The sequence below is a fragment of the Acinetobacter sp. 8I-beige genome (genome assembly GCF_902505955.1).
GTDB lineage: Bacteria > Pseudomonadota > Gammaproteobacteria > Pseudomonadales > Moraxellaceae > Acinetobacter > Acinetobacter johnsonii.
On sequence record NZ_LR732790.1, the window covers coordinates 1,281,933 to 1,305,707 of the forward strand.

The window sequence follows — 23,775 nt, forward strand, 5'->3', positions numbered from 1 at the left end:
CATCTACAATATAATCATTTATTTCAGAAAATACTGAATCATAAAAATATTCCATTGATAATGTAAAAACTAAACAAAAATTACTTATTCTCTCATCAAAATTAAAAATAATATCAAATATTTGATCACATATTTCTTGTTCAAGATTTTGATCTAAAAAAGATCTTTCCAGTAATAACTTTTGATTAAACTGATAATTATTAGCATTTAAAATTAATTTTTCTATATTTAATGCAAGATTAATATCTAATAAATTATGCCCACAATAGAGTGAAATGGCCATATCAAGACCATCATTAATAAATAAATAATGAGTATGATGATATAACTCATCATTTAAACTGGTTGAATATAAATGTGGAGCTTTTAGATATGTTTCAGCAATTCTAGCACTTAAAAGTTTATTTATTGGATTTGAATCATTATTACTTAGTATTAACTGTATGGCTTTGTGTGGTAAAAAATCTTTTTTACCATCTTTGGGCATAAATATCTGATAAAATTCATGCGATATTGTATTGCAAATATCTGTAAGATCATAATGAGGGAAACCTTTCTTTTTGGGTGAATATAAAACCAAATCAAGTTCATTTGATAGCTTGTTTTTATGGATAATTTCAAAATGTTCATTTAAATCAGTTTTAAGTTTTATTTCAAATAATGTTCTATCAAAAACCATACATTCAAAAAAACTATTTAATCTTTCAAAGTCTAAGCTTGATAGATCCTCGGCAATCAAATCATTATGATTTCCGTTTTCAATTATTATACCTTTTACAACTGGTTTGACTTCATGAGAAGTAAAAATTAAGGTACCAGAAATTCCATAATAACTTTCTTTTTTTTCTTCTAGCTCTGGAGCTGGATCTGAATATAGATTGTAATTAACTTTAGTATCTATGAGTTGAGGATAGTCTAAAATTAATCTAGTAACTTTTACATCATCTTTCATAAACCCTAAAGCAAAATATTTATCGCTGGTAATTTTTTTATTTATATTTAATTTTATTGTTGCATTTTCACTAACCTCAATAAATACTATATCTTTATTATTTTCATAGTAAATTTTTTTTATTTTATGTTTTTTTTCATTATTTGAAAGCTCTAATTTAGAGAAATCAAATTCAATTAAACATTTTCTACAACAATTACTTTGTTTATTATTATATGGTTCACAATTAACTTTTCTGTCACAAATTCCGTGTTTAGTGGCAATAATAAATGATTTTGACGCATCATATGATTGAAAAAAATAGCCTGTTGAAGCATCATTGATTGACCTTACTTTTATCAAATTATTTGTATTCATAAAGTATAGTATTCAGATTATTTGTAGAAAAAGTACTTTTTATTGAGACATCGAGAGTTGCTAACTCATTTAATAAAAACGATAATCTCTCTTCTGTAGTACTAAAATGAATAGTTGGATTATTATCAAAACATATTAATCTTGCGAGTGTAAGATTGTTTGGATGATTATGTTTAGATTTATCCGCACATAATATATATTCAGTCTTCCCTATAAGCTCTAAAAGCTCCGTGTTTGTATTTTTCTCGCTACCATGATGAGATAATTTGGTTACATTAAATTTTGTATTTTCATAACCAATTTCTCTAATTCCAGCAATAATATCTTCTACATGAGCATCAGCTAAGAATAGTCCATTAAATTTTTTGTATGTCACTATAATTGATATACTTGATTTATTAGGCTTAGAAGTATCTTTTACAAAAATATCATTACCTTTTTCAATATTTGTTATGCATTGCTTTAATGGAGTCTCATTTACCTTATGACTTGAAATTTGTTCTGTTCCTGCTTCTTTTTCACCTTTTTTTATTTCATTAGTCTCGTAAGCTTGAATAAGACCTTCCAAAGCATCTAATGTAGGTGTTATTGCAATAATTTTAATCCCATTGATTTCTAGAGTGTTGTTTAGTCTAGTTAGTGTTCCCACTTCTATTGATTTATCTTCTAATAATGTTTTTCTAAGTTCATTATCTTGTTTGAAAGAAATTTGAGGAATCTCTGAACTAATAATATTGGGTATATCATATAAACTATTAAAAATTATTTTTTCAATTATGATGTCTTTATCTAGTAGATACTTAAACCCCCCGATATGATCATCGTCATTATGTGTAACTATAGCGACATCAATTTTTTTATTAGAGGTAAATAATTGATCTAAAGTAGAAAGAACTACTTTTCTAGTTTTAATTTTTTTAGGACCACAATCAATTAGTATTCTGGTGTGTTCAAAGTCAAGAAGAATACAGTCTCCATGCCCTGCATCGATTACATGAAGTTTCAGCATAATCTTTTTTCAAATTAGCAACATACGAACAGTGTAACTTTATTATTTACAAAAATAAACCTATGAATAAAGCAAGTTCATGAAGTTAATTAAAAAACTAAAGAGAAAAACAAAATATATTATTGTTTTTCATAGTATTTTTTTTAAACAAAAGATGAGTTAGACTTTAGGTAAACATAAGTTAAATAGCATATCCAAGACTGTAGCCTACGCAACCTCAGTTGGTGCTACAGCTCGACATTGTGAATCTCAGTAAAATTATATTCACAATGCCGAGTACGCTAATGAACATAATATACGTTATGCCGAAATCTACGCACGCAACCTATCAATGTGATGATCTAACTTGATAAAAAACTGTTTGAGCTGATCTATTTCTCTATCGTTGTCTAATTCTGAATTTTGCAGTTGTTCTAGCACGGTCTCCAGTAGATCGCGCATGTACTCATAGTCAGCCTTGGTTAAAACACCCTTTGATCTGTCATAGCTTCCAGTTTTGTACAAATGTGGGTTTACACGCATAAATCTTTACCGGCATCTTATTAGAGGGGGTTTTCAATCCCCACTGTAAACTCGCTGTATTCGATTGTTTTTTGTTCTCAGGCAGATCAATCTCGTTGAATTGACTTTCAAAATTCCTTGAACTGAGTTTATCGCCTAATAACTTGATCCACAGCGTGACCATTTTTTCCATAGTGTCCTGCCTAGATGGTCAAAATAGCTTCAATCTTAAGCTTTTAATCACTAGATGGCTGAATAATCTTGTGAACAATATGCTCATGTGTCGGTACGAGGCCGGCTTTTAAGCCAAGTGGTTTAAACACCTTATCTAACACGACCTGAGTCAGTTGACCTTTGTCCTGTTCAATGTCGGTTAAAGTACGCCGACTGATTCCAACCATTGTTGCATATTTTTCTTGAGATAGCCCCAATACATTTTTGCGCAAGTGGTTCAGCAGTTGCCCCAAGGTAATTTTACCGAATAAATATTGCGTATATAAATCAATGAGCAATTGCTGACGGTCAAGTGGCTGATTTTCCTTTTTCATAATAGCTCCCATCGACTCAATTTGGCTTCAATAAAGTCATATCCTAGACCTGGCATATCTATAATCGTTTGGGGAACACCTTTATTGATTAATTGCTGTTTGAGACCAATAAGTTTGCTCGCCAATGTTTTCAATGTACTTAAAGAGATATGTGGTTCACACCAATGTGCAAGATTTCGGCTAATACTTTCCCAGCGGTATTCCCCTCCTTCTTCATACGGACTTCCCCATGTTGTTGATCTCGTGACAACTTCTGGATCGGCTTTCATTGGGGCAAAGTCGTAAATTGGAGCAAGAAATATTCGTCCTGATTTTTTTAAGAATGACGTATTACGGCCGTGATTATCTGAGTTACCAAAAATGATATTCAGCAAATCCCTTTGTAACCACTCACAAACGAATTGCGAAGAATCAAAGTTTTTGTCCACAGATTTTAATAAGGTACAAAGCGTGTCTATGACCTCAAAATGATTCAAATGGCTCCCTGATGTTTTATTCAATACGGAATAAACTGACTCAAGCCCGAGTCGATGCCATTGTTGATTACGCCACTCTGTGTCAAATCTCGGCAACCATAACGAAGGGTATTTCTGACCTTCAATCAGCTTCATCTGAGAAGTTTCAATTGTTGTAAATCCAAGTTCATTCAGGACATGATAAAAATGATATTCTGCTCTCAATATGTCGCAATCTATTGCACTACGCTTATTTCGAGGGAATTTAACTAGATAATGCTGATCTGGTTCATCAAAAGAATTTTGATAGGTATCAATCCAAACTTGCTGATCCTTTGACACGCGAATTAATAGTTTTGGAGCCTCACCTCCTGCACCAGTTGCACCGCCACTAATTGCACCCATTTGTTGTGCGTATTCGAGAAAATCAACATTTCGTTCTGTAACATCACCAGTAGTGAACTTGCGTAAGTGTAATGTTGATTCTGGATTGATCGGAGGAACTGACTCCTTAACTCTTAGATTCCCTACAGGAGCAATTGTGCCCTTTTCTAATAAAGTAAAATCTTGTTCTGCTGGCGAAAGTTTTTGCAGACCTAGATATTGCACTAAATAACGTCGAGCAGCACCAGATGGAACAATATCATCTAAAAAACTAAACCAGACTTTCGATTCATGTTGAATAAGAATCTGAACAGGAAGTGCTAAGCTACATGCATGTTCATCTCTCTTATCTAGATAAGAAATGGCATATTCTAATTCGTAGGATAACTCACTCGCACTTGCAGAACCTTTATGTGGTTCTAATATCTTGAGTTCTGCTATATCTAGCCATTCTGTATCGAGAAGAGCTTGAATCGTTAATTTTTCCATAAATATTAATAAGCAAATATTTTCTCAAAAATATCATAAAATAAAAAAAATGCGAATATATTTGCGCATTTCTATGATAATTTAAATTAAATGAGCAAATATTTGCTCGATAAATAGCTAAAATTTCTTCCAATACTACAAATATAAAGCTCGTCCAAATCAGACAGTAAACAAAACATGTGCCTTAAGATCTCTAATAGTAGACTTGATCTGGTAATGGTTTATACGAGCGCGATCCATGGTGAAAAATGAAGCCACGTTGCTGGCGAGCGATTCTGTGAAGTAACCATTCTTGTCATTCAATTGTGAATGAACTGAATAGTTAACAATTTTATAGACACCTTGAAGTTAGATAAAATGGCTAATAAACAAGGTGCTTATGAGCAGTAAAAGATACCCAGAAGAGTTCAAAATTGAAGCAGTTAATGTCGCAGAAAGTTTCTTCCAGTTATTAAAGCGGGAATGAATTAAAAAGAAAATTTACACAACTAGGTCTGAAGCGAGGACAGATATCTTTGAATATATTGAGCTGTTCTACAATTCAAAACGCAGACAAGGTTTTAACGGTCAGCGTTCTCCATTAGAGTACGAATTGGAGCAGCCAAATTTAATTGGCTACATTTATCTATTGAATACACATTCAAGCAACCGAATTATCAAGTAAAATATTTATTGAACTATCAATAACACCTTTAGCTTGTAAAAAAGCGAGTTCTTCTCGGGATTTATACTGTAATAAAATCTTTAGTGTATGTTCCCCTAACTGCGGCGCAGCATGCTTATATTCAACCGGTGTATTGGATAACTTTATCGGTGAACCAATCATTTTAAATTGATCATTCAACGGATGTGCAACATCCACCACCATGTCACGCGATTGAATTTGCGGCTCATTCAATGCATCTTCTATTGAGTTAATCACCCCGACCGGTACTTTTACTGCATGAATTGCCGCTACCCAATCTTGTGCATTTTTAGTCAAGAAGTACTCTGACAGCAATGGAATCAATTCATCACGATGCTTAACCCGATCCTGATTATGTTGAAACCTTTTATCTTCTAATAATTTAGGAAGTTCAATGGCAATGCACAAATCTTTAAACTGCTTATCATTGCCACAGGCGATAATAAACTCTTTATCTTTGGCTTTGAATGTTTGATAAGGAACAATATTCGGATGATTATTCCCCATGCGCTTTGGAGCAATACCAGAAGTTAAATAATTCATGCCCTGATTGGCCAGTGTAGCCACCTGTACGTCTAATAAGGATAAATCGATATATTGCCCACAACCAGTGTGTTGGCGTGCCAGTAAAGCCGCCTGAATGGCAACGGTTGCATACAGCCCCGTTTGAATATCGACCACAGCTACACCGACTTTTTGTGCACCGCCACCGGGTAACTCATCCTTTTCACCTGTAATACTCATTAATCCGGACATACCTTGAATAATAAAGTCATACCCCGGCTCTTCTGCACGCGGTCCAGTTTGGCCGAATCCAGTAATTGAGCAATAGACCAAGTTTGGATTAAGCTGATTTAAAGATGCATAATCTAAACCGTATTTTTCCAATGAGCCTGCTTTATAGTTTTCAATCACTACATCGGCAGTTTTAGCAATTTCACGAATCAGTTCCTGCCCTTGTTCAGTTGCAATATCGATAGCAACTGAATATTTGTTGCGGTTGGTACACTGGTAATAGCCCGATTCACGGGTGGCAGCACCCTGATTATCCAGCATCCACGGTGGTCCCCACATACGGGTGTCATCTCCCACTTTTGGACGTTCAATTTTAATCACTTCAGCACCTAGATCAGCCAAAATCTGTCCACACCATGGACCTGCTAGTACGCGGCTTAAATCCAGTACCCGTATTCCTTGTAATGCACCCATGTTCTACTCCAAAAGCCAGCAGAGGAAGCTGCTGGCCATTTTTATTATTTAGCGGTAATAGTTTTGTTGATTACTTCCACGCTACTCGACGTTTTCTCTTCCGTATTTGTGACCGTCACTAATGAAGATTGCTGTGGATCATACTGCCGTTCACGGATAAACAAGCCTGGAATAACACCCGCAATAAAGTAGGCTGTACCCATTACAATAAATGCCATAGTGAATGAACCACCTGCCGCAATAATCCCGATGGTAGCAGGTGCAATCGCAGCACCTAAACGTCCCATGTTATACGCACCGCCAATGGCTGTACCACGAACATCGGTCGCGAAGGTTTCCGCCATATAGGTTGCATTTACACCGTATGGAATTCCATAGAGGAAACCAAAGGTAATTAATAAATAAGCAATATTGCTTGGTGTATTGTAGAAAATAATCACTGGTAAAAATGCGGCTGTCGCAACTGTACCAAAGACAAAAGTTACCCGACGACCCAATTTATCTGCGGCATAGCCTGCAATAATTTTCCCTAGAATCATTGCTGTATATGCACCTACCATATAGCCTGTTAAAGCTTTGAAGTTCATATTCAGTTCTGTTTCTAAATAGGTTGGCATCCAGTTATTGACACCGTAGTAACCAAACTGTAAGAAAGCAGCCGTAGTCATCCACAGCAAAAACATTTTGCGGTGCTGAGTATGGCCAAAAATACGTTTATACACACTTTCAGAGGGAGCCTTTGCAGTGATTGCTTCAGCTGTAGGCTCAATTTTCAATTCTTTACGTTTAAATTGTTCTATTTTTGCTTCCTGCCAAGATGCAGGTTCAGGTACAAAACGCATGAAAATAAGTGCAAATGCTGCTGGAACAATCGTGACATAAAACAACATACGCCAGCCATGGTCAGGAATAATTGCGCCCGCCAACAACGTCGCCACAATATAACCAATGGTTTGACTTGTCTGTAATGTGCCTAAAACGGTGGTGCGATATTTTGTTGGTACATATTCAGCCATCAGCGTATTACACGCCATGTATAACGAACCTAATCCAAATGCACCAATAAACCGCAAAATCATGAACTGCTCATAACTTTGAGTGAAGCCTAGAATACAGGTCATAATTGAAAAGAAAACCACAGACCAGGCGATAGTTTTGACACGACCGAATTTGTCACATGCCCATCCACCTGTAATTCCACCAAGCGCCATCCCTGCTAGTGATGAACTTCCCAGCATACCGGCTTGAAATGAAGTTAGACCGAACTCAGCCTTTAAACTGGTTAAGCTGAATGACAACAGCATGATGTCGACACCATCAATTACCAGAGAAATAAATGCAAAAACAAATGCAATTTTCCAGGTGTTTTTATGAATACGGCGCACTGTACCTATATTAGATGGTAATTTTCTGCTGAGCGATCCTGCTTCGGCTTGTATATCATTATTCATTTCCATATCCCTCATTTTCCCAAATGAGTCATCGGCAGTCCTATTATTTCTCTACATTTGCCTTAGGTTCTTTATTATTTTTCTATCGTTCCATTTGAACTTTAAGCTTGCAAACGCACAGATTTACAAGAATGTTTCACGATGAATCCTTTAATTTAAGTTAATTGTTGATTTTTTTGAGACAAAAAAGTCTCAAGGATGCCTATAAATAAACATCCTGAATTGAAAAACTAAATTAGTTACCGAAAGCGGCAATTCCGGTTTGTGCGCGTCCTAAAATTAACGCATGCACATCATGGGTACCTTCATAGGTATTAACTACTTCCAGATTAACCAAATGCCGTGCTACGCCAAACTCATCAGAGATCCCATTACCACCCATCATGTCACGTGCCAGACGTGCAATATCTAGGGCTTTACCACAGTTATTACGCTTAATTAAAGATGTACCTTCGACTGATGCAATACCTTCATCTTTCATACGACCAAAACGTAAAGCTACCTGTAAACCGAGTGCAATTTCAGTTTGCATATCGGCCAGTTTTTTCTGGATCAACTGATTAGCAGCAAGTGGTCGGCCAAACTGTTTACGATCCATAGTGTATTGATGTGCCGTATGCCAGCAGAACTCTGCTGCGCCCATGACCCCCCAAGCAATCCCGTAACGCGCACTGTTCAGACAGGTAAATGGACCTTTTAAGCCACGTACTTCTGGAAATGCATTCTCTTCCGGTACAAACACGTTATCCATCACAATTTCACCGGTGATCGATGCACGTAGGCCGACCTTGCCATGAATCGCAGGCGCTGAAAGCCCTTCCCAGCCTTTTTCCAAGATAAATCCGCGAATGTCACCAACATTACCCTCAGCGGATACTTCTTTGGCCCAGACCACGAATACATCTGCTATCGGACTATTAGTAATCCAAATTTTTGCGCCAGTTAAGCGGTAACCGCCATAGACTTTTTTGGCACGGGTAATCATGCTGCCCGGATCAGAACCATGATCTGGTTCAGTCAAGCCGAAACAGCCAATATATTCCCCTGTGGCTAATTTTGGTAAATACTTCTGTTTTTGTTCTTCAGAACCAAATTCATGAATCGGCACCATGACCAGTGAACTTTGTACGCTGGCCATTGAACGATAACCTGAATCGACTCGCTCGACTTCACGTGCAATCAGGCCATAGCTCACATAATTTAAACCAGCACCACCGTACTGTTCAGGAATGGTTGGACCCAGTAACCCTAATTCACCCATTTCACGAAAAATAGCTGGATCGGTTTTTTCATGGCGGAACTGCTCTAATACCCGTGGCATCAACTTGTCTTGACAGTAAGCAGCTGCTGCATCACGAATCATGCGCTCTTCTGAACTGAGTTGCTGTTCTATCAGGAACGGGTCTTGCCAGTTAAAATTTGATTTACTTACTTTCTTAGAATTTACCATTTGATTCATAGTGTCCTCACCAGCCTTTAAATCCATGTGTTGTATTATTCTTGGATTGACTGTATGCGTGAATAGCCTTTCTTTCAAACAATAAATATGCATGCAGTTATGCGTTTTCCGCATACTTTATTTAATTTAAAATTCTTAAACTTAAATTATCAGGATGATTGAAGGTTTTTACACTTAAATTGTATAGTCATAACATAATGATATGTAATTTATTGATATCTTAACATTTTCAAGGATGATCTATGCGCCGCAAAATTCCTTCTTTGCAAGCACTTTTATGTTTTGAATCGGCAGCACGTCATGCTAGCTATACGCATGCATCCCAAGAACTGTTTTTAACTCAAAGTGCTGTTTCTAGACAAATACAGCAGTTAGAAAATTATTTAGATGTTCCCTTATTTACCCGAACACGCCATGGAGTAGAACTAACATATGTCGGCCAACAATATTTCAAAAGTATTACGCCCTATCTAAAGGGATTAGAACAGACCACACTAGATGTTATTGCGCACAAAGGACAAGGAGGTACTTTAAAACTAGGAGTGGTGCCTACATTTGCTACACGCTGGTTGTTGCCAAAGTTACAAACCTTTAATCAGCTCTATCCTGAAATTACTGTCCATTTAGAAACTAGTACACGACCTTTTTTATTTAATGACCATATTCTAGATGCTGCTATTTATGCAGGTACACCTCAACAAGTTGAACAATGGCCTGGCACATGTAGCCACTTTTTAATGCATGAAGATGTGGTTGCCGTATGCGCACCTAGCTTAATTACACACTATTTTCCTGATGCTACTATGATTAATATCAATAGTTTTGATTTAAGTGCACAACAATTAATAGAGCTTCCGTTGTTACAACAAACAACAAGACCTCATATTTGGGAGGAATGGTTTAATCTCCATCCAATAAAGCACCCTAACCCTAAGCATGGTCAACGTCATGAATTATTTTCAATGTTAGCCGTTGCTGCTAATCATGGTATGGGAATGGCGTTAATTCCACAAATGCTTATCAAAAAAGAATTACAAAAAAAGGAATTAGTTATGGTTTCGACTAAAAAACTAGAAAAAAAGCGAGCTTATTATTTAATACATTCCAGTCAGGAAAACTCACCACTTATTGAAAAATTTGTTGGATGGATACAACAAGAAGTGAAAGAATAAATTGAAGATTATGGACAGCATGCATTATAAAAAATACTCTGTATCACTCTGAATTTTAGGTGAAATATGCTGCTCAACCCAGGTTAACCATGCTCTTGTTTTAGCATCAATAAAATGACGCGATGGCAGTAAGGTATAAACACCAATATCAGGTGATCTCCAATCTGCTAAAACACGGCGCAATCGCCCAGTACGTATAGCCTCAATCACAGCAAAAGTTGGAAGTAATGCTATGCCCATATCTTGCTGCACCATGTCTAATAATAGTTCTGGTGTGTCTGCAATCAATTGTCCTGTAATATCGATTTGATACGAACAACTATTTTCACTGACTAGATGCCATTGCGGTGTAATAGATGGATTCACCAATCTTAAACAGGCATGTTTTTGTAGATCATCTAATGATTTTGGTTCGCCATATTTTTCTAAATAGGCTGGTGATGCGCAAAGTAATGAAAATATTGTTCCAATTCTGCGAGCAACAAATCTGGAGTCGGCCAAAGATTCAGTGAGATATAAACTGACATCAATTCCTTTGGCTAAAAGGTCTGGTACATTCTGCGAAGTACGGTATTCAACCGTAAGCTCTGGATAGGTTTGACAGAACTCGGCCAGCATCGGAGACACATAATGATGACCAAAACTAGCCATACTCAAAACACGTAACTTGCCCTGCGGTTTGCTTGCCATTCCCATGGCTTGAGCTTCTGCTTCTTCCACCATTGCGAGTACTTGACGACATTGCTCTGCATAAGCTGCACCAATATCGGTCAACGCATGCTGTCTGGTCGATCGTTGTAGTAATTTTGTACCTAAACGTCCTTCTAACTCGCTAATGAGTCGAGACACTTGTGCTGTTGTCAGTTCCATCTGCTCTGCGGCAGCCGTAAAGCTTCCACTATCAATGACTTTTAGGAAAGCATGCATTGCATGGAGTAATCCACCATCAAGATTTTTGCGCATAACGTAAATATATTTTTCTTAATTACGCATTGTTGCACCAGTCTGGATCACCCACAATGACATTAATGTACATACATTGAACAGTTTCATTGTCTTAAGTTGAACTGATCAATCTTTTTTCGAGTATGTCATTTACTCCAAATATTCAACGGGATGTTGAGAAAAGAAAGTAGCTCGATCTACAAAATTCAAAGGAGATATAAATGAATATAGCGACAAAATTTACTCCAAATAAAATTCCAACCAAGGATGTATCACTTGAAGATAAATATCTCAGTGATGACGGTACTGCTTACATGACAGGTATTCAGGCCATGGTGCGTTTACCACTCGCACAAACACGGCGGGATACTATAAACGGTTATCATACTGCTGGTTTTATTTCAGGTTATCGTGGTTCCCCTGTAGGAAACTATGATAATTTTCTCTGGCAAGTTGAAGGCATACTCAAAGACCATCATGTTGTTTTTCAACCCGGTGTAAATGAAGATCTCGCTGCTACTGCAATTTGGGGTACCCAACAAGCCAATCTCGCAGGGCAAGGTAAATATGATGGTGTAACGTCTTGGTGGTATGGCAAAGGCCCGGGGGTAGATCGTTCTGGAGATGTTCTGCGTCATGCCAATCTTGCAGGAACATCAGAACGAGGTGGTGTGGTTGCCTTCTTTGGTGATGACCACTCTTGTAAATCGTCAAGTATTCCACACCAGTCAGAACACGTGATGATTGGTTGTGGCATTCCAATTTTTTACCCGACTTCAATACAGCAAATTCTTGATTTAGGTGTACATGCGGTCGCCATGTCACGCTTTGCGGGTGTATGGACTTCGATGAAGTTGGTCAGTGAAATTGTCGAAACCTCGGCTTCTGTTCATGTGGATTTAGATCGAGTTACTCCTGTTTTACCCCAAAATATTCAAATGCCTGAAGATGGTGTCAACATTCGTTGGCCAGATCATGGCATTCAACAAGAACAACGTCTTTATCAATATCGATTACCCGCTGTATTGGCTTATGCACGTGAAAATGAATTGAATCAGGTAACTTGGGACTGTCCTGATGCGCGTATTGGTATTGCAGCCAGTGGTAAAGGTTATTTAGATACGATTGAGGCTTTACGCATTCTCGGAATTGAAGGTGAAACGGCCCAACAGCTCGGATTGAGAGTATATCAAGTTGCTTTAATTTGGCCTTTAGAACCGCAAGGTCTGCGTGAATTTGCCGAAGGTTTAGAAGAGCTGATTGTTGTAGAAGAAAAACGCCCTATTCTTGAAGCTCAAATTAAAGATGAACTTTATGCGCTTCCAGATGGCAAACGACCTCGTATCATTGGTAAGGCGAGTGATGGAAAAGGTGAATGGAGTACATCGATTAATGAAGCGCCTTTGATTGGTCACTATGAGTTCCAACCTGAACCGATTGCAAAAATGTTGGCAGCTCGATTCTTAAAATTAAATCTTCCAGAAAGTTTAAAAACACAGATTGAAAATAGAGTTGAGTTGCTACAAAAAGCAGAACATGAATCACGGCGAGTTCTGGATATTGCAGAACGTAAACCTTTCTTTTGTAGCGGCTGCCCTCACAACTCATCAACTAAGTTACCCGAAGGCAGTCGTGCACTGGGCGGGATCGGTTGTCATTATATTGCCGTGTTACAGAATCATGAAACAGAAACGTTCACGCAAATGGGTGGCGAAGGCGTAAGTTGGGCTGGCGCTTCACATTTCACCAATGAAAAGCATATTTTTGCCAATCTAGGCGATGGAACCTATTTTCATTCAGGTTATCTTGCAATACGTCAAGCGATCGCTGCAAAACTCAATATGACCTACAAAATTCTCTATAACGATGCAGTTGCGATGACAGGTGGACAACATGTCGATGGTCATCTCAGCGTGGCACAATTAACACGACAATTGGATGCTGAAGGCATCACAAAACAAGTCATCGTCACGGATGAACCTGAGCTGATTCATGCCGAAGAAGGTATTGCGTCTCACGTCGAAATTTACCACAGAAATGAGCTAGATGATGTCCAACGCAAATTACGTGAGATTTCTGGCGTTACGGCGTTAATTTATGTTCAAACCTGTGCCAGTGAAAAACGTCGCCGTCGTAAACGCAATGCATATCCAGATGTTGCTGAACGGGTTTTTATCAATAGTGAGATTTGTGAAGGTTGCGGTGACTGTTCTAAACAATCGAACTGCTTATCTATCGAACCTGTTGAAACCATATTAGGAACTAAACGTCAAATTAATCAAAGCAGTTGCAACAAAGACTTCTCTTGTGTGGATGGTTTTTGTCCAAGTTTTGTCACAGTCCATACCCGCGATATGAAACGTCCAGAAATATTCAAAGGTATAGAAGCTGGCTGGCCAGAAAAACCAATCCTTCCAGAACTAGATCAACAACCCATTCGGATCATGGTTGGTGGTGTTGGCGGTACAGGTGTGGTGACAGCAGGCGCTTTATTGGGAATGGCTGCTCATTTGGAGGGTAAAGCTGCACGTATCATGGATATGGCTGGACTTGCTCAAAAAGGTGGTACAGTTTATTCCTACATACAACTCGCTACAGAAGATGAGCAAATCTCCGCAACCAAAATCCCTGCGGGACAATGTGATGTTTTAATTGGTGCAGATGCGATTGTTGCAGGCAGTAATGCTGCACTTTCTCGTTTAAAAGCTGATGCTGTTGTCATCGTGAATGAAGATAGCTCCCCTACTTCGGCTTTCCTTGAGTCTCGTGATTGGTATGCGCCAATTACAGATTTGATTCACCGACTTCGTGGTCGAACGACTCAAGGAAAACTCACATCTTTACCTGTAACACGTATTGCCACACAGGTTTTAGGTGATGCAATCTTTGCAAATCAAATCTTACTTGGTATGGCTTGGCAAGCAGGTCAAATTCCGTTGAAACGTGAAAGTATTGAAAAGGCAATTCATTTGAATGGTACGGCTACTGAAAAAAACCTTGAAGCTTTCCGTATCGGTTGTCATCTGATGAGTGATCTTGACTTAGCCAAACGCATTATTGCAACGATACCAACAACGAATAAACCAACCACATTGGCTGAATTAGTGGATGATCGTTCTGCTCGTCTGGTCGAGTATTGGAATCAAGATTATGCAACTCAGTATCAAACGCTTGTTGAACAAGCTGTTAAAGTGCTGCCTGAAGAATTAGCTGGAACCATTGCGACACAGTTATATAGAGTCATGGCGTATAAAGATGAATATGAAGTTGCACGCTTACTTACAGGGAAAAGTTTTAAACAATCGATTGAAACCCAGTTTGGTCAAGGTTTACGTTTAACCTATCACTTAGCACCACCAGCTTTGGGTGCTCATGGCACCATACGCAAACGTGCTTTCGGATATTGGATGCGTATTCCGATGATGATTCTTGCTCGCCTACAGTGGCTCAGAGAAACTTTTCTTGATCCATTTGCTTTGCAGCAAGAACGTCAAAAAGAACATGCTTGGCGTGATCGTTATATCGCATTTGTTAAAGCCATTAGCTCTGCACCTGAAAGTTATGACCTATCTGTTGCTGAGCAAATCGCTCAATTACCAGCAGATGTACGTGGTTTTGGTCATGTCAAAATGCAAACGATGGACACAGCGATACAACGTTGGGATGAGCTTTCTTTGAGTCTTCGTAGAGAAAGTTGAAATGAGGAAGATTTATCATGTAAATCCTCTCCCTAGCCCTCTCCTTTTAAAGGAGAGGGAACTTCCATTGTAAATAAATGTTCACGACAACTCGATTTTCGCAAGAAGCCTAATCATTCTCCCTCATTTTTGATGCTAAGCGTATAATATTGCGTATGGTTTATTATTTAAGTCTGCTATGAAAAATCTGTTTTCTAATAACGCCCACATTAGTGTAGTTTCTACTTTCTCTGAACTTGTAAATTCCAAATTTCAAGGAGAGATGAATGCACTTTGCTGGCATAGAGATTTGATTGGTGATTTTAAAGAAATTGTAGCTAAACTTGAATTAAAAGAAAATATTACAGAAGTTTTCATTAAAGATCTTTTAGCATTACAACTTTCAGAACATGGTAATTTAGCAAGAGAAATTATCTTAAATGATATTCAGCTCTTAACTGATTTCGGTGCATCCCCTACGCTTAATTTACTAAAAAATTACGAACGAGATGAAGAGCTGGACTTCATTTCAACAGATGTATACTCGTTTCATATTGATCGCTCACCCATAGAAACAGATACTTTCTTATGTACCTATCATGGCGCTGCAAGTGATATCGTGCCCAATGATCAGGTAGAACAAAAAGTTTTGGTTCCCGAGATCAGGGAAAAACTCAAGGAATTACATAATGGCCCAGAAGCTGAATTTGAAAATTTCCTAGAAGAATATTTCTTTGATTTACATTATCAGCCTAAACCCAATGCAAAACCTGTCAATTTAGGCTTAGGCCATCTTTGGCGTTTGGCGGTAGATCATCCTACACAACAGGTCTTGCCTTGTGTGCATAGAGCGCCTGTCGAAAAAGATGGTGAGTATAGGTTGCTATTGATTTGTTAAATATTTATTCGATATAGAGTTGATGAATTTAATCTATTTATAGACGGTAAAAAAGCACCTTAAATTTTTAAGGTGCTTAGCTGAAAAGCATTACTGTGCGAGTTCACAGTTCTTGAGTTTAGTAATCCCAAAAAATGCGTTGAATTTCCTTGGCATCTTTTGTTTTTGTTAAAGCAAGTGCAGCAAGTAATTTAGCTTTTTGCGGGTTAAGATCATGTGCGACGACCCAACCATATTTGTCATCTGGTTGTTCTGCATTTCTAAGAACAAAACCTTGAGGTACGCGAGATGAACGAATAATTTGCACACCTTGTTTTTGTAAGTCAGTTAAAGTTGGGACAATATAATTGGCTACAGAACCATTGCCTGTACCTGCATGAATAATAGCTTTTGCCCCTGCTTTAGCATAAGCCGTGTATGCATCCGGCAACATATTGCCTGAACCATAAACAATTTGTACCAGCGGTAAGCTATCGCCTTTAATATTTTCAATATTAAATTCTGAGCTCTTATTATGACGTTTCGCTGTATTTCTAAACCAATATGGTTTTCCTTCGACTAAGGTTCCGAGCGCTCCCCATTGGCTCATAAATGCATTGGTATGGATATTAATTGTTTTTGAAACATCTCGTGCTGCAAAAATGTCGTCATTCATGAGCACAAAAGTTCCTTTACCTTTTGCACTATCATCGGCAGCAAGTGCAACCGCACTATAAAGGTTCAACGGGCCATCAGCAGAAAGTGCAGTACTTGGACGCATTGACCCGACCAATACAATCGGCTTATCTGAATGAATCACTAAATTTAAAAAGAAAGCTGTTTCTTCTAGGGTGTCTGTTCCATGTGTAATCACGACACCATTAACATCAGACTTTTTAAGTAAGTCATTGACTTGACGTGCAAGGGATAATAATTCTTTATCCGTAATACTTTCTGATGCAACTTGCATGGCCTGCACACCAGTCACATTGGCAAGGTTTTGAATCTGGGGAACCGCATTTAATAATGCATCCACAGGAACTTTTGCCGCAGTATAGGTTGCACTATTGGTAGAGCTTGCTCCAGCACCTGCAATCGTTCCACCAGTAGCGACAACAACGACATTATTTTTGGCAAATGCTGCACATGGAAGTAATAGGCTTAAACTTAATGTCAAAGCTGAAATCGTTTTTTTCATAGGTCATCCTTTTTGAGTCATTTTATTCTTAGCATTTTTCATACCATAGTAAAATTACTGGAAAAAGATAGGATTGTATAGGTGTAGAAATTGTATTTTTTGTCCATCACATTTCTTAAATACAATTAATCATGGTGCATCTCTTGTAGTTTTGAGATGAGTCCTATTTACCCAATACAGAACAGTTGCAAGAAAATATTCAAAATACGGTACGACTATTTTTAAATGGTTATCGCACTTTTTAGCAAGTTGTTAATTTTATTTAGGATGAAAGCAATATGCAGTCCCTCCAAGAATGAAAAACTGCACCGTATTATTTAGGCGGTGGCTATTTATTACCACGTTATTTCATGACCTTGAAAGTCGACAAACTGTTGTTCATTTTTACCAATAAAATCTTCAACCACACGTACAATGCCCGATGTGCTTTCTTTTACACTGATAGGTGCATGGTTTCCGCCCATTTCAGTTTGCACCCAACCTGGATGTAAGTTCAGCACGCCTATTTGGGCAGGAATTGCCTCATTTATTGCAAAGCCACGTGTGATACTGTTGAGAGCAGCCTTGCTTGCGCGATACAGCTCCATACTTCCATCATCGTTTAAAGCAACGCTTCCCATGCGAGAACTCATAAATGCAATGACACTCTTTCCTTTCATCAAAGGAAGAAGTTTTCTCGCAATCGTCACGGGTGCAATACTATTTACCCAAAACAGATTGGTAATCTCATTGGGCGTGCACTGCTCAACGCGTTGATGTTCTGGCCCAAGAATGCCCGCAGAAACCAACAGTAGGTCGATGGATTTTTCATGATATTTACTGAGTAAACGGTCTGCCGTTTGTACATAGCTTAAATCTAATTCGGATAATTCAAGTCGGTCGGGATACTCAGAAAGCAGTTGATTTAAGCCTGTAGAGACTTGCTCTATGTCTCGGATGGTCGCGATAACCTGCCAGTGCTGCTTGAGCAACTCTCTAACTAGACCTAGACCAATCCCTCTTGAAGTACCAACCACGATTGCGCGTTTATTCTTATTAAACATAAAATGTCTCTCTATCACGATAACTCAAGGTGTAAAAAACGCTTGAGATCAAACCCTCAAAGAGTGCTTTGGGATATTGATTCACAAACTTAAGAATTCGCTTTGATCATAGTCCAGTAAAAGTTTTCTATACAAACCTATTTCTGTAGACTTATTCAACCGTCATCATTATGTCAATGAATAAGTCCACATCTAACATCAATCACACTAGTAATAGGTTTTCCGACGACCCAACATTGGAGAATTTAGAAAACCTAAAACCTAGCGATTTCTGTTTAGAAGTTCACAGTCCACGAAAATTGTGCTGTACGTGGTTTACCAAGAAATAAGTAATCATCCCCGAAGAAGCTTCCTGCATCTCGCCAATATTTTTTATTGAACAAGTTGTCCACATTCAGGCGAAGCATATTGTCATAACCATAAGCACGGAAGTTATAAGCTGCACCTGCATCGAATACGGTATAGCCTGAAACTTTAACCGTCCCCGTTTTGTTGGCGTGTTTACTGCTGCTGTATTGCATACCTGCGAGTAAACGTAACCCTTCTACTTGAGGCATTTGATAAGACACATGACTAGCAAAACGAACCGTCGGTACATTTTGAGTTTGATGCCCTTTATAAGCATCTACCTGTATATCTTCCAAACGTGAACGGGTCAGTGCCAAACTTGATGTCATATCCAGATTTTCAGCAACACGACCTTGCAAGCCCAATTCCAAACCTAGATTATGCTGTTCACCATCGGTGACATAGTAATTGTCTAAGTTGGTATATTGATGATCTTGTGTTAAGTCAAACAAAGCGGCAGTAAACAGTAGCTCTTGCCATTGCTGTTTAAGACCTAACTCATATTGAGTTGAGCGTCTTGGTGCTAAGGTAACATAAGCGTTATCTGTATATGCAGGCGCTTGACTGCCGTCGCTGATTCCTTTTGCATACGAAGCATACAGATGAGTGTTCTGCCAAGGCTGATACATTAACGCAAGCTGTGGCAAGAAACGATTAAAGTCGGTGTCACGAATACTGTTGCCATCTGCAGAATAGGCACTTTCATTTAAATGTAAAAGTTTACCACCCAACAAAACTGACCAAGCATCATTAAATTCAATTTGATCCAACACATTGAGAGCCGTTTGTTGACTATCTAACGATTTGTAATGATTACCTAAGGCTTTATCCGTAGGCGTATAGCTAATAGGATCATCATAAATATTTCCTGTAGATTCAGAGTCCTTAACTACTGGTAAGTATATAGCATCATATTGAGTATGGCGTTTATAAGCATGGGATAGCTCTAAACTCAGGTTATGTTGCCATGCTCCAGTGTTAAACTTCCCGTTCAAGCCTGTTTTAAATTGATTGGTTAAATAGCTATCATCTGGGCTGCGGAAGTCATAAATGTCATAGTTCCCATTTTGGTCAAAACTATTACCTAGACCAGAAGTTTGACACACACTGCTGTAACACCCCCAAGCAAAGGCTGAGTAATCATCTACAACTACACGACTTTGCGAAGCAGACATATTGCCGCTCCAGTTATCATTGATTTGATAGCTGTATTTCAGACTCGTATTTAGACTTTCATTTGTGACAGGTTTGCTCCAGCTTTGATAGCCCAGTAAACGATCCCATTTCACTCCTGTCGGTACAGTTTTACCATCAAGTAGCTGATAACCTGGTACCGAACGCTGTTTTTGACGCTGTGATTCAAGATCAAATTCGAGTTTTGAACGATCTGAAATTTTCCAGTCTAAAGCCAAGGAACCAAACAAACGTTTTCCATCGGCATGTTCAACATAGGGGTGAATGTCTTCATAAGCTGCATTCACACGATAACCAAACTGTTGATTGTCACCAAACCATCCACCAAGGTCAGTCGCCACACGGCTGCCGCCATGACTGTCTGCTTCGATGGTTAAAGATTGGACATCTTTGGGGCGTTTGCTCACATAGTTCACCACACCGCCCGGCGTTGACATCCCACTTTGAATCGCACTCATGCCTTTTAGGATTTCAACTTGCTCTTTATTTTCAAGCGCTACATTTTGCTCACCGCGTAGCAAATTACCGTTCAGTAAATAACTTGATCCCGCATTTAAGCTAAATCCACGCATCACAAAGTTTGCATAGTAACCAATGGGTGCATAACCATCCCCAACGGACGCATCGTTCTTTACCACATCGCCCAGTGTTTTCGCATGTTGATCTGCGATCAGTTCAGCAGTAACAGTGTGAATAGATGCAGGAATGGCTGCAAGGTTTTGCTGACCAAACCCAGACAAATTAACTTTGGGCTGATAATAAGCCAGTTGTTCAGTCTGAGCAGTGGTTGTAATGGTTGCAAGTTGTTCCACATCACTCTCTTCTGCCGCATGTACCCATACCGAGTTTAGCCCTAGACATGAAAATGAACCAACCGCCAATAATGCTTTTTGTAAACGAGAAAATGGATACGTTTTCACAGTCGTTGCTAACCCCAAAAGATAAATTTACAGCCTGAATTTTGCGGCATGAGTATTCACAATTTTTGTAGAATGAACAAGCACATTATTCAACATATCTCAGCTTTTTTTAAATTATTGGGAGATAGCTTTGAGTGTGTAGGTTTAGAAATTGAGTTTATAGTTTAACCGCTTGCTTTTAAATTATAACTTTGATCTGCGTTCCATATCTTCATTCGTATTTGATACAGCATATGGTATTGGGACTTTAGCTGACTTGAAGCAGTGTATTGTAGATTGGAACCTAAAAGCTTAGGTTGATTTATTTCATTTTTTTAAGCCATTTTTTCAACTTTAGAGTGATTTTTTAACTACAAACTCATTAAAATGTTATAACATAACAATACAAAATCTAACCTACTCTCCTTCATGATGAATAAATTCTCTCTTTTTTCCTCAAGCATATATTTAAGTCTGCTGAGTTCTTTCACTTGGGCCGAAACTTCAACAGAAGTACTCCAGACCATCCAATTACAAGCCGAAACTGAGGGTGAAAACCTTCAACAAAGCACCGCAATGACTAAGTTTTCACATGACATTTTAGACGTGCCATTTAGTCGAAGTGTGTTATCTAAAGCGTTAATTCAGCAACAAGATGTGCAACGTATTGACGATGCACTCACGCAAGTGAGCGGGGTCTATAGTCAAACCAATTATGGTGGCGGCTTTTGGGATAACTTTTCATTTAGAGGTTTTAGTACAGACCCCAATATTGGGGCACAAATCATCAGAAATGGTCTGAGTGTCAACCGTGGTCTCAGCGCTCCGCGAGATATGGTGAATATTGAATCTCTCGACTTTTTAAAAGGCCCAATGGCTGCGCTCTATGGCCGCGGGGAAGCTGGCGGTCTACTGAATATCAACACTAAAAAGCCTGAATGGGAAAGTTCTTCAGAAGTCAATTTACGTGCCAATAGTTTAGAAAAATACCGTGCTAGTTTTGAACATACTGCCCCAATCAGTGATGCTGTGGCTTATCGTATTGCGGTCGCACATGAAGATAACCAAAGTTTTCGTGATCATGTGCAGAGTGAGCGTTGGTTTTTCTCACCTCAACTCACATGGAAAATTTCAGATTCAACCCAATTAGATTTTGACAGCGAATTTACCCGACAAGATGGAACCTTCGACCGTGGCGTAAGTAGTTATCAAAAACAATTCGTGATGGACCCTAAAACATTTACAGGCGAACCTGATGATGGTGATCATATTCAAAAAGATCATTTCTATCAGCTTCGACTTGCACATCAGTTTAATGATGACTGGAAAATGAATAATGCTCTTAGTGTGAAAGATACTCAGCTCAAAGGCTTTTCCAGTGAACCTCGTCGTATTCAAAGTGATGGACAGACATTAGAGCGCCAGCGTCGCTACCGTGACAATAAAAGTGATGACATTCTCTTTCAAACAGAAGTTCTTGGGACGATCCAACAAGACTGGGCCCGTCATGAAGTACTGTTGAGCACTGAACTTGGGCAGATGAAGTATCATCAATTACAACTGCGTCGAAACCACAGCAGTAGCGTGCCAAATAGCATTGATATCTATGCTCCTATTTATGGACAATACTTACCAGAGCTTCCACTTTTCATTAACACCGAAGAACAGCAACGCTATTTTGCACTGAATCTACAAGATCAAATTTTCCTCAATGATCAATGGAGTGTACTGTTTGGAGCGCGCTTTGATCACGTCACCCAAGACTTTCAAAATAAACTTGCAGGTACATCCAATAAAAAGGATTTACAACAAACCAGTCCACGCTTGGGTTTAAACTACCGACTGAATGATAGTTGGTCATGGTACGCCAACTATGGAGAATCCTTTGCGCTCAACAGTGGCATGGACCGAAACGGCGATGTGTTTAATCCTGAAAAAGGCAGAAGCTATGAGATTGGTGGGAAATATCGGATTACCTCACAGAGTTTGCTGAGCTTAGCCCTCTTTAAAATGGATAAAGAGAATGTTTTAACCACAGATCCAGCAGATAGTAACTATCAAATTACCGCTGGAGAAGTCTCAAGTAAGGGGCTAGAGTTCGATCTAGAGACACAGCTCAATGATCAATTTTCTATACGTGCCAATTATAGCTATACAGACGCTCAAGTGGAAAAAGACCAGAGTCTTGCTAAAGGTTCACGACTCAGCAATGTACCAAAACATAGTGGTTCTGTTAGCAGCAACTATGAATGGAACCTTGCTAATGCAGACAAAGTTGGACTTGGTGCAACGGCAATCTATGTGGGCAAACGTAGTGGACACAGTACAGATAATGGCTTCAACTTACCTGAGTACACGTTGTTGAATCTAAATGCTTATTATGCGCCAACAGATCAGCTACGTTATCAGTTCAATGTGCACAATCTCTTAGACGAAACGTACTATGTTGCAAGCTATAGCGATATGTGGATTCAACCTGGCGACCCGTTAAATGCATCTATCTCGGTACAATGGAAGTTTTAAGGTTTATACAACCAGACTTGTCTCGTTAGGAGTCAAGTCTGGTGTTAGAAAAGTAAGATTCTGATTAGTTTCTGAAGTATTAGCTAGCTGCCATAGTTTTCTTTAGAGTTACTATTTACTTACTTCAAAAAGTATTCCCAAATGATAAATCCAAGAAAAAATCCAAGAAACGAATATAAAGTAATGATAAAGAATACAAACCAAGCTCTATTTTTCTTCAGTAAAAAGTTCATTTTCAATACCTCAACGCTCTATCTATATTCATTATTCTAAGGTTTCCTATACGAAAGGACAGATACAGTTCTTTGTGAAAAAAATATAACAGACTATAACAGATTTGCCATTTTAAACGCTCCAAAGCGATCAGACTGATATCAAGTAGTATAAAAAAGTATGAGCA

General features: G+C 38.5%; 16 protein-coding genes and 1 pseudogene. 5 read left to right on the forward strand and 12 right to left on the reverse strand.

Annotated elements, in window-relative coordinates:
- The 4 genes from GVX98_RS06125 to GVX98_RS06145 form a co-directional block, all read right to left on the reverse strand.
- Positions 1–1,309, reverse strand: a 1,309-nt coding sequence (locus GVX98_RS06125; RefSeq protein ID WP_159127530.1) for a hypothetical protein, incomplete at its 3' end; no start/stop codon positions are given.
- Positions 1,296–2,318, reverse strand: a complete 1,023-nt coding sequence (locus GVX98_RS06130) for a ComEC/Rec2 family competence protein (RefSeq protein WP_159127531.1) — start codon at positions 2,316–2,318, stop codon at positions 1,296–1,298. The genes GVX98_RS06125 and GVX98_RS06130, both read right to left, overlap by 14 nt.
- Before the next feature lie 737 nt (positions 2,319–3,055).
- The gene (locus GVX98_RS06140) at positions 3,056–3,367 is read right to left on the reverse strand and encodes a helix-turn-helix domain-containing protein (RefSeq protein WP_171263864.1); all 312 of its coding nucleotides are present in this window, start codon (positions 3,365–3,367) and stop codon (positions 3,056–3,058) included.
- Positions 3,364–4,695: a type II toxin-antitoxin system HipA family toxin gene (locus tag GVX98_RS06145; protein ID WP_159127532.1), complete on the reverse strand. Its 1,332-nt coding sequence runs from the start codon at positions 4,693–4,695 to the stop codon at positions 3,364–3,366. Before GVX98_RS06145 ends, GVX98_RS06140 begins: the two co-directional genes overlap by 4 nt.
- A 427-nt stretch (positions 4,696–5,122) precedes the next feature.
- Here GVX98_RS06145 and GVX98_RS06150 point away from each other — a divergent pair.
- Positions 5,123–5,359 (forward strand): annotated as a pseudogene (locus GVX98_RS06150) (IS3 family transposase); the annotation flags it as partial.
- Here the strand turns inward: GVX98_RS06150 and GVX98_RS06155 are convergent.
- The 3 genes from GVX98_RS06155 to GVX98_RS06165 form a co-directional block, all read right to left on the reverse strand.
- Positions 5,336–6,589, reverse strand: coding sequence for a CaiB/BaiF CoA-transferase family protein (locus GVX98_RS06155; protein ID WP_159127533.1), 1,254 nt, complete (start codon positions 6,587–6,589; stop codon positions 5,336–5,338). The pseudogene GVX98_RS06150 and the gene GVX98_RS06155 sit on opposite strands and share 24 nt — an antisense overlap.
- 44 nt (positions 6,590–6,633) lie before the next feature.
- A complete protein-coding gene (locus GVX98_RS06160; protein WP_159127534.1) occupies positions 6,634–8,040 on the reverse strand; it encodes an MFS transporter in 1,407 nt (468 codons plus the stop codon).
- Positions 8,041–8,275: 235 nt separating this feature from the next.
- Complete coding sequence (locus tag GVX98_RS06165; protein ID WP_159127535.1) at positions 8,276–9,499, reverse strand: acyl-CoA dehydrogenase; 1,224 nt, start codon at positions 9,497–9,499, stop codon at positions 8,276–8,278.
- A gap of 242 nt (positions 9,500–9,741) precedes the next feature.
- Here GVX98_RS06165 and GVX98_RS06170 point away from each other — a divergent pair, with 242 nt between their 5' ends.
- Complete coding sequence (locus GVX98_RS06170; protein ID WP_159127536.1) at positions 9,742–10,671, forward strand: LysR substrate-binding domain-containing protein; 930 nt, start codon at positions 9,742–9,744, stop codon at positions 10,669–10,671.
- A gap of 24 nt (positions 10,672–10,695) precedes the next feature.
- Here GVX98_RS06170 and GVX98_RS06175 read toward each other — a convergent pair whose 3' ends face one another.
- Positions 10,696–11,634, reverse strand: coding sequence for a LysR family transcriptional regulator (locus GVX98_RS06175; protein WP_159127537.1), 939 nt, complete (start codon positions 11,632–11,634; stop codon positions 10,696–10,698).
- Between the two features lie 203 nt (positions 11,635–11,837).
- Here GVX98_RS06175 and GVX98_RS06180 point away from each other — a divergent pair, with 203 nt between their 5' ends.
- Both GVX98_RS06180 and GVX98_RS06185 read left to right on the forward strand, forming a co-directional pair.
- Positions 11,838–15,314 carry an indolepyruvate ferredoxin oxidoreductase family protein gene (locus GVX98_RS06180; RefSeq protein WP_159127538.1) on the forward strand — a complete coding sequence of 1,159 codons (3,477 nt, stop codon included), beginning with the start codon at positions 11,838–11,840 and terminating at the stop codon, positions 15,312–15,314.
- Between the two features lie 178 nt (positions 15,315–15,492).
- Complete coding sequence (locus GVX98_RS06185) at positions 15,493–16,191, forward strand: DUF1826 domain-containing protein (RefSeq protein WP_159127539.1); 699 nt, start codon at positions 15,493–15,495, stop codon at positions 16,189–16,191.
- Positions 16,192–16,309: 118 nt separating this feature from the next.
- Here the strand turns inward: GVX98_RS06185 and GVX98_RS06190 are convergent, their stop codons facing one another.
- From GVX98_RS06190 to GVX98_RS06200, 3 genes are all read right to left on the reverse strand, one after another.
- Entirely contained in the window at positions 16,310–17,368 is a 1,059-nt protein-coding gene (locus GVX98_RS06190; RefSeq protein ID WP_159127540.1) for an asparaginase, read from the reverse strand.
- A 335-nt stretch (positions 17,369–17,703) separates the two neighbouring features.
- The gene (locus GVX98_RS06195; RefSeq protein WP_159127541.1) at positions 17,704–18,411 is read right to left on the reverse strand and encodes an SDR family oxidoreductase; all 708 of its coding nucleotides are present in this window, start codon (positions 18,409–18,411) and stop codon (positions 17,704–17,706) included.
- A 275-nt stretch (positions 18,412–18,686) separates the two neighbouring features.
- Positions 18,687–20,873: a TonB-dependent siderophore receptor gene (locus GVX98_RS06200; protein ID WP_159127542.1), complete on the reverse strand. Its 2,187-nt coding sequence runs from the start codon at positions 20,871–20,873 to the stop codon at positions 18,687–18,689.
- A 408-nt stretch (positions 20,874–21,281) separates the two neighbouring features.
- Between GVX98_RS06200 and GVX98_RS06205 the strand changes: the two genes are divergently transcribed.
- Positions 21,282–23,375, forward strand: a complete 2,094-nt coding sequence (locus GVX98_RS06205) for a TonB-dependent siderophore receptor (RefSeq protein WP_159127543.1) — start codon at positions 21,282–21,284, stop codon at positions 23,373–23,375.
- A 119-nt stretch (positions 23,376–23,494) separates the two neighbouring features.
- Here GVX98_RS06205 and GVX98_RS06210 read toward each other — a convergent pair whose 3' ends face one another.
- A complete protein-coding gene (locus tag GVX98_RS06210) occupies positions 23,495–23,608 on the reverse strand; it encodes a hypothetical protein (protein WP_010326689.1) in 114 nt (37 codons plus the stop codon).
- Positions 23,609–23,775: the final 167 nt, after the last annotated feature.

Coding starts and splice junctions, on each gene's coding strand:
- GVX98_RS06205 (WP_159127543.1), top strand. CDS start 21,282: ATGATGAATAAATTCTCTCTTTTTTCCTCAAGCATATATTTAAGTCTG.
- GVX98_RS06145 (WP_159127532.1), bottom strand. CDS start 4,695: ATGGAAAAATTAACGATTCAAGCTCTTCTCGATACAGAATGGCTAGAT.
- GVX98_RS06160 (WP_159127534.1), bottom strand. CDS start 8,040: ATGAATAATGATATACAAGCCGAAGCAGGATCGCTCAGCAGAAAATTA.
- GVX98_RS06130 (WP_159127531.1), bottom strand. CDS start 2,318: ATGCTGAAACTTCATGTAATCGATGCAGGGCATGGAGACTGTATTCTT.
- GVX98_RS06140 (WP_171263864.1), bottom strand. CDS start 3,367: ATGAAAAAGGAAAATCAGCCACTTGACCGTCAGCAATTGCTCATTGAT.
- GVX98_RS06190 (WP_159127540.1), bottom strand. CDS start 17,368: ATGAAAAAAACGATTTCAGCTTTGACATTAAGTTTAAGCCTATTACTT.
- GVX98_RS06195 (WP_159127541.1), bottom strand. CDS start 18,411: ATGTTTAATAAGAATAAACGCGCAATCGTGGTTGGTACTTCAAGAGGG.
- GVX98_RS06170 (WP_159127536.1), top strand. CDS start 9,742: ATGCGCCGCAAAATTCCTTCTTTGCAAGCACTTTTATGTTTTGAATCG.
- GVX98_RS06185 (WP_159127539.1), top strand. CDS start 15,493: ATGAAAAATCTGTTTTCTAATAACGCCCACATTAGTGTAGTTTCTACT.
- GVX98_RS06165 (WP_159127535.1), bottom strand. CDS start 9,499: ATGAATCAAATGGTAAATTCTAAGAAAGTAAGTAAATCAAATTTTAAC.
- GVX98_RS06210 (WP_010326689.1), bottom strand. CDS start 23,608: ATGAACTTTTTACTGAAGAAAAATAGAGCTTGGTTTGTATTCTTTATC.
- GVX98_RS06175 (WP_159127537.1), bottom strand. CDS start 11,634: ATGCGCAAAAATCTTGATGGTGGATTACTCCATGCAATGCATGCTTTC.
- GVX98_RS06155 (WP_159127533.1), bottom strand. CDS start 6,589: ATGGGTGCATTACAAGGAATACGGGTACTGGATTTAAGCCGCGTACTA.
- GVX98_RS06180 (WP_159127538.1), top strand. CDS start 11,838: ATGAATATAGCGACAAAATTTACTCCAAATAAAATTCCAACCAAGGAT.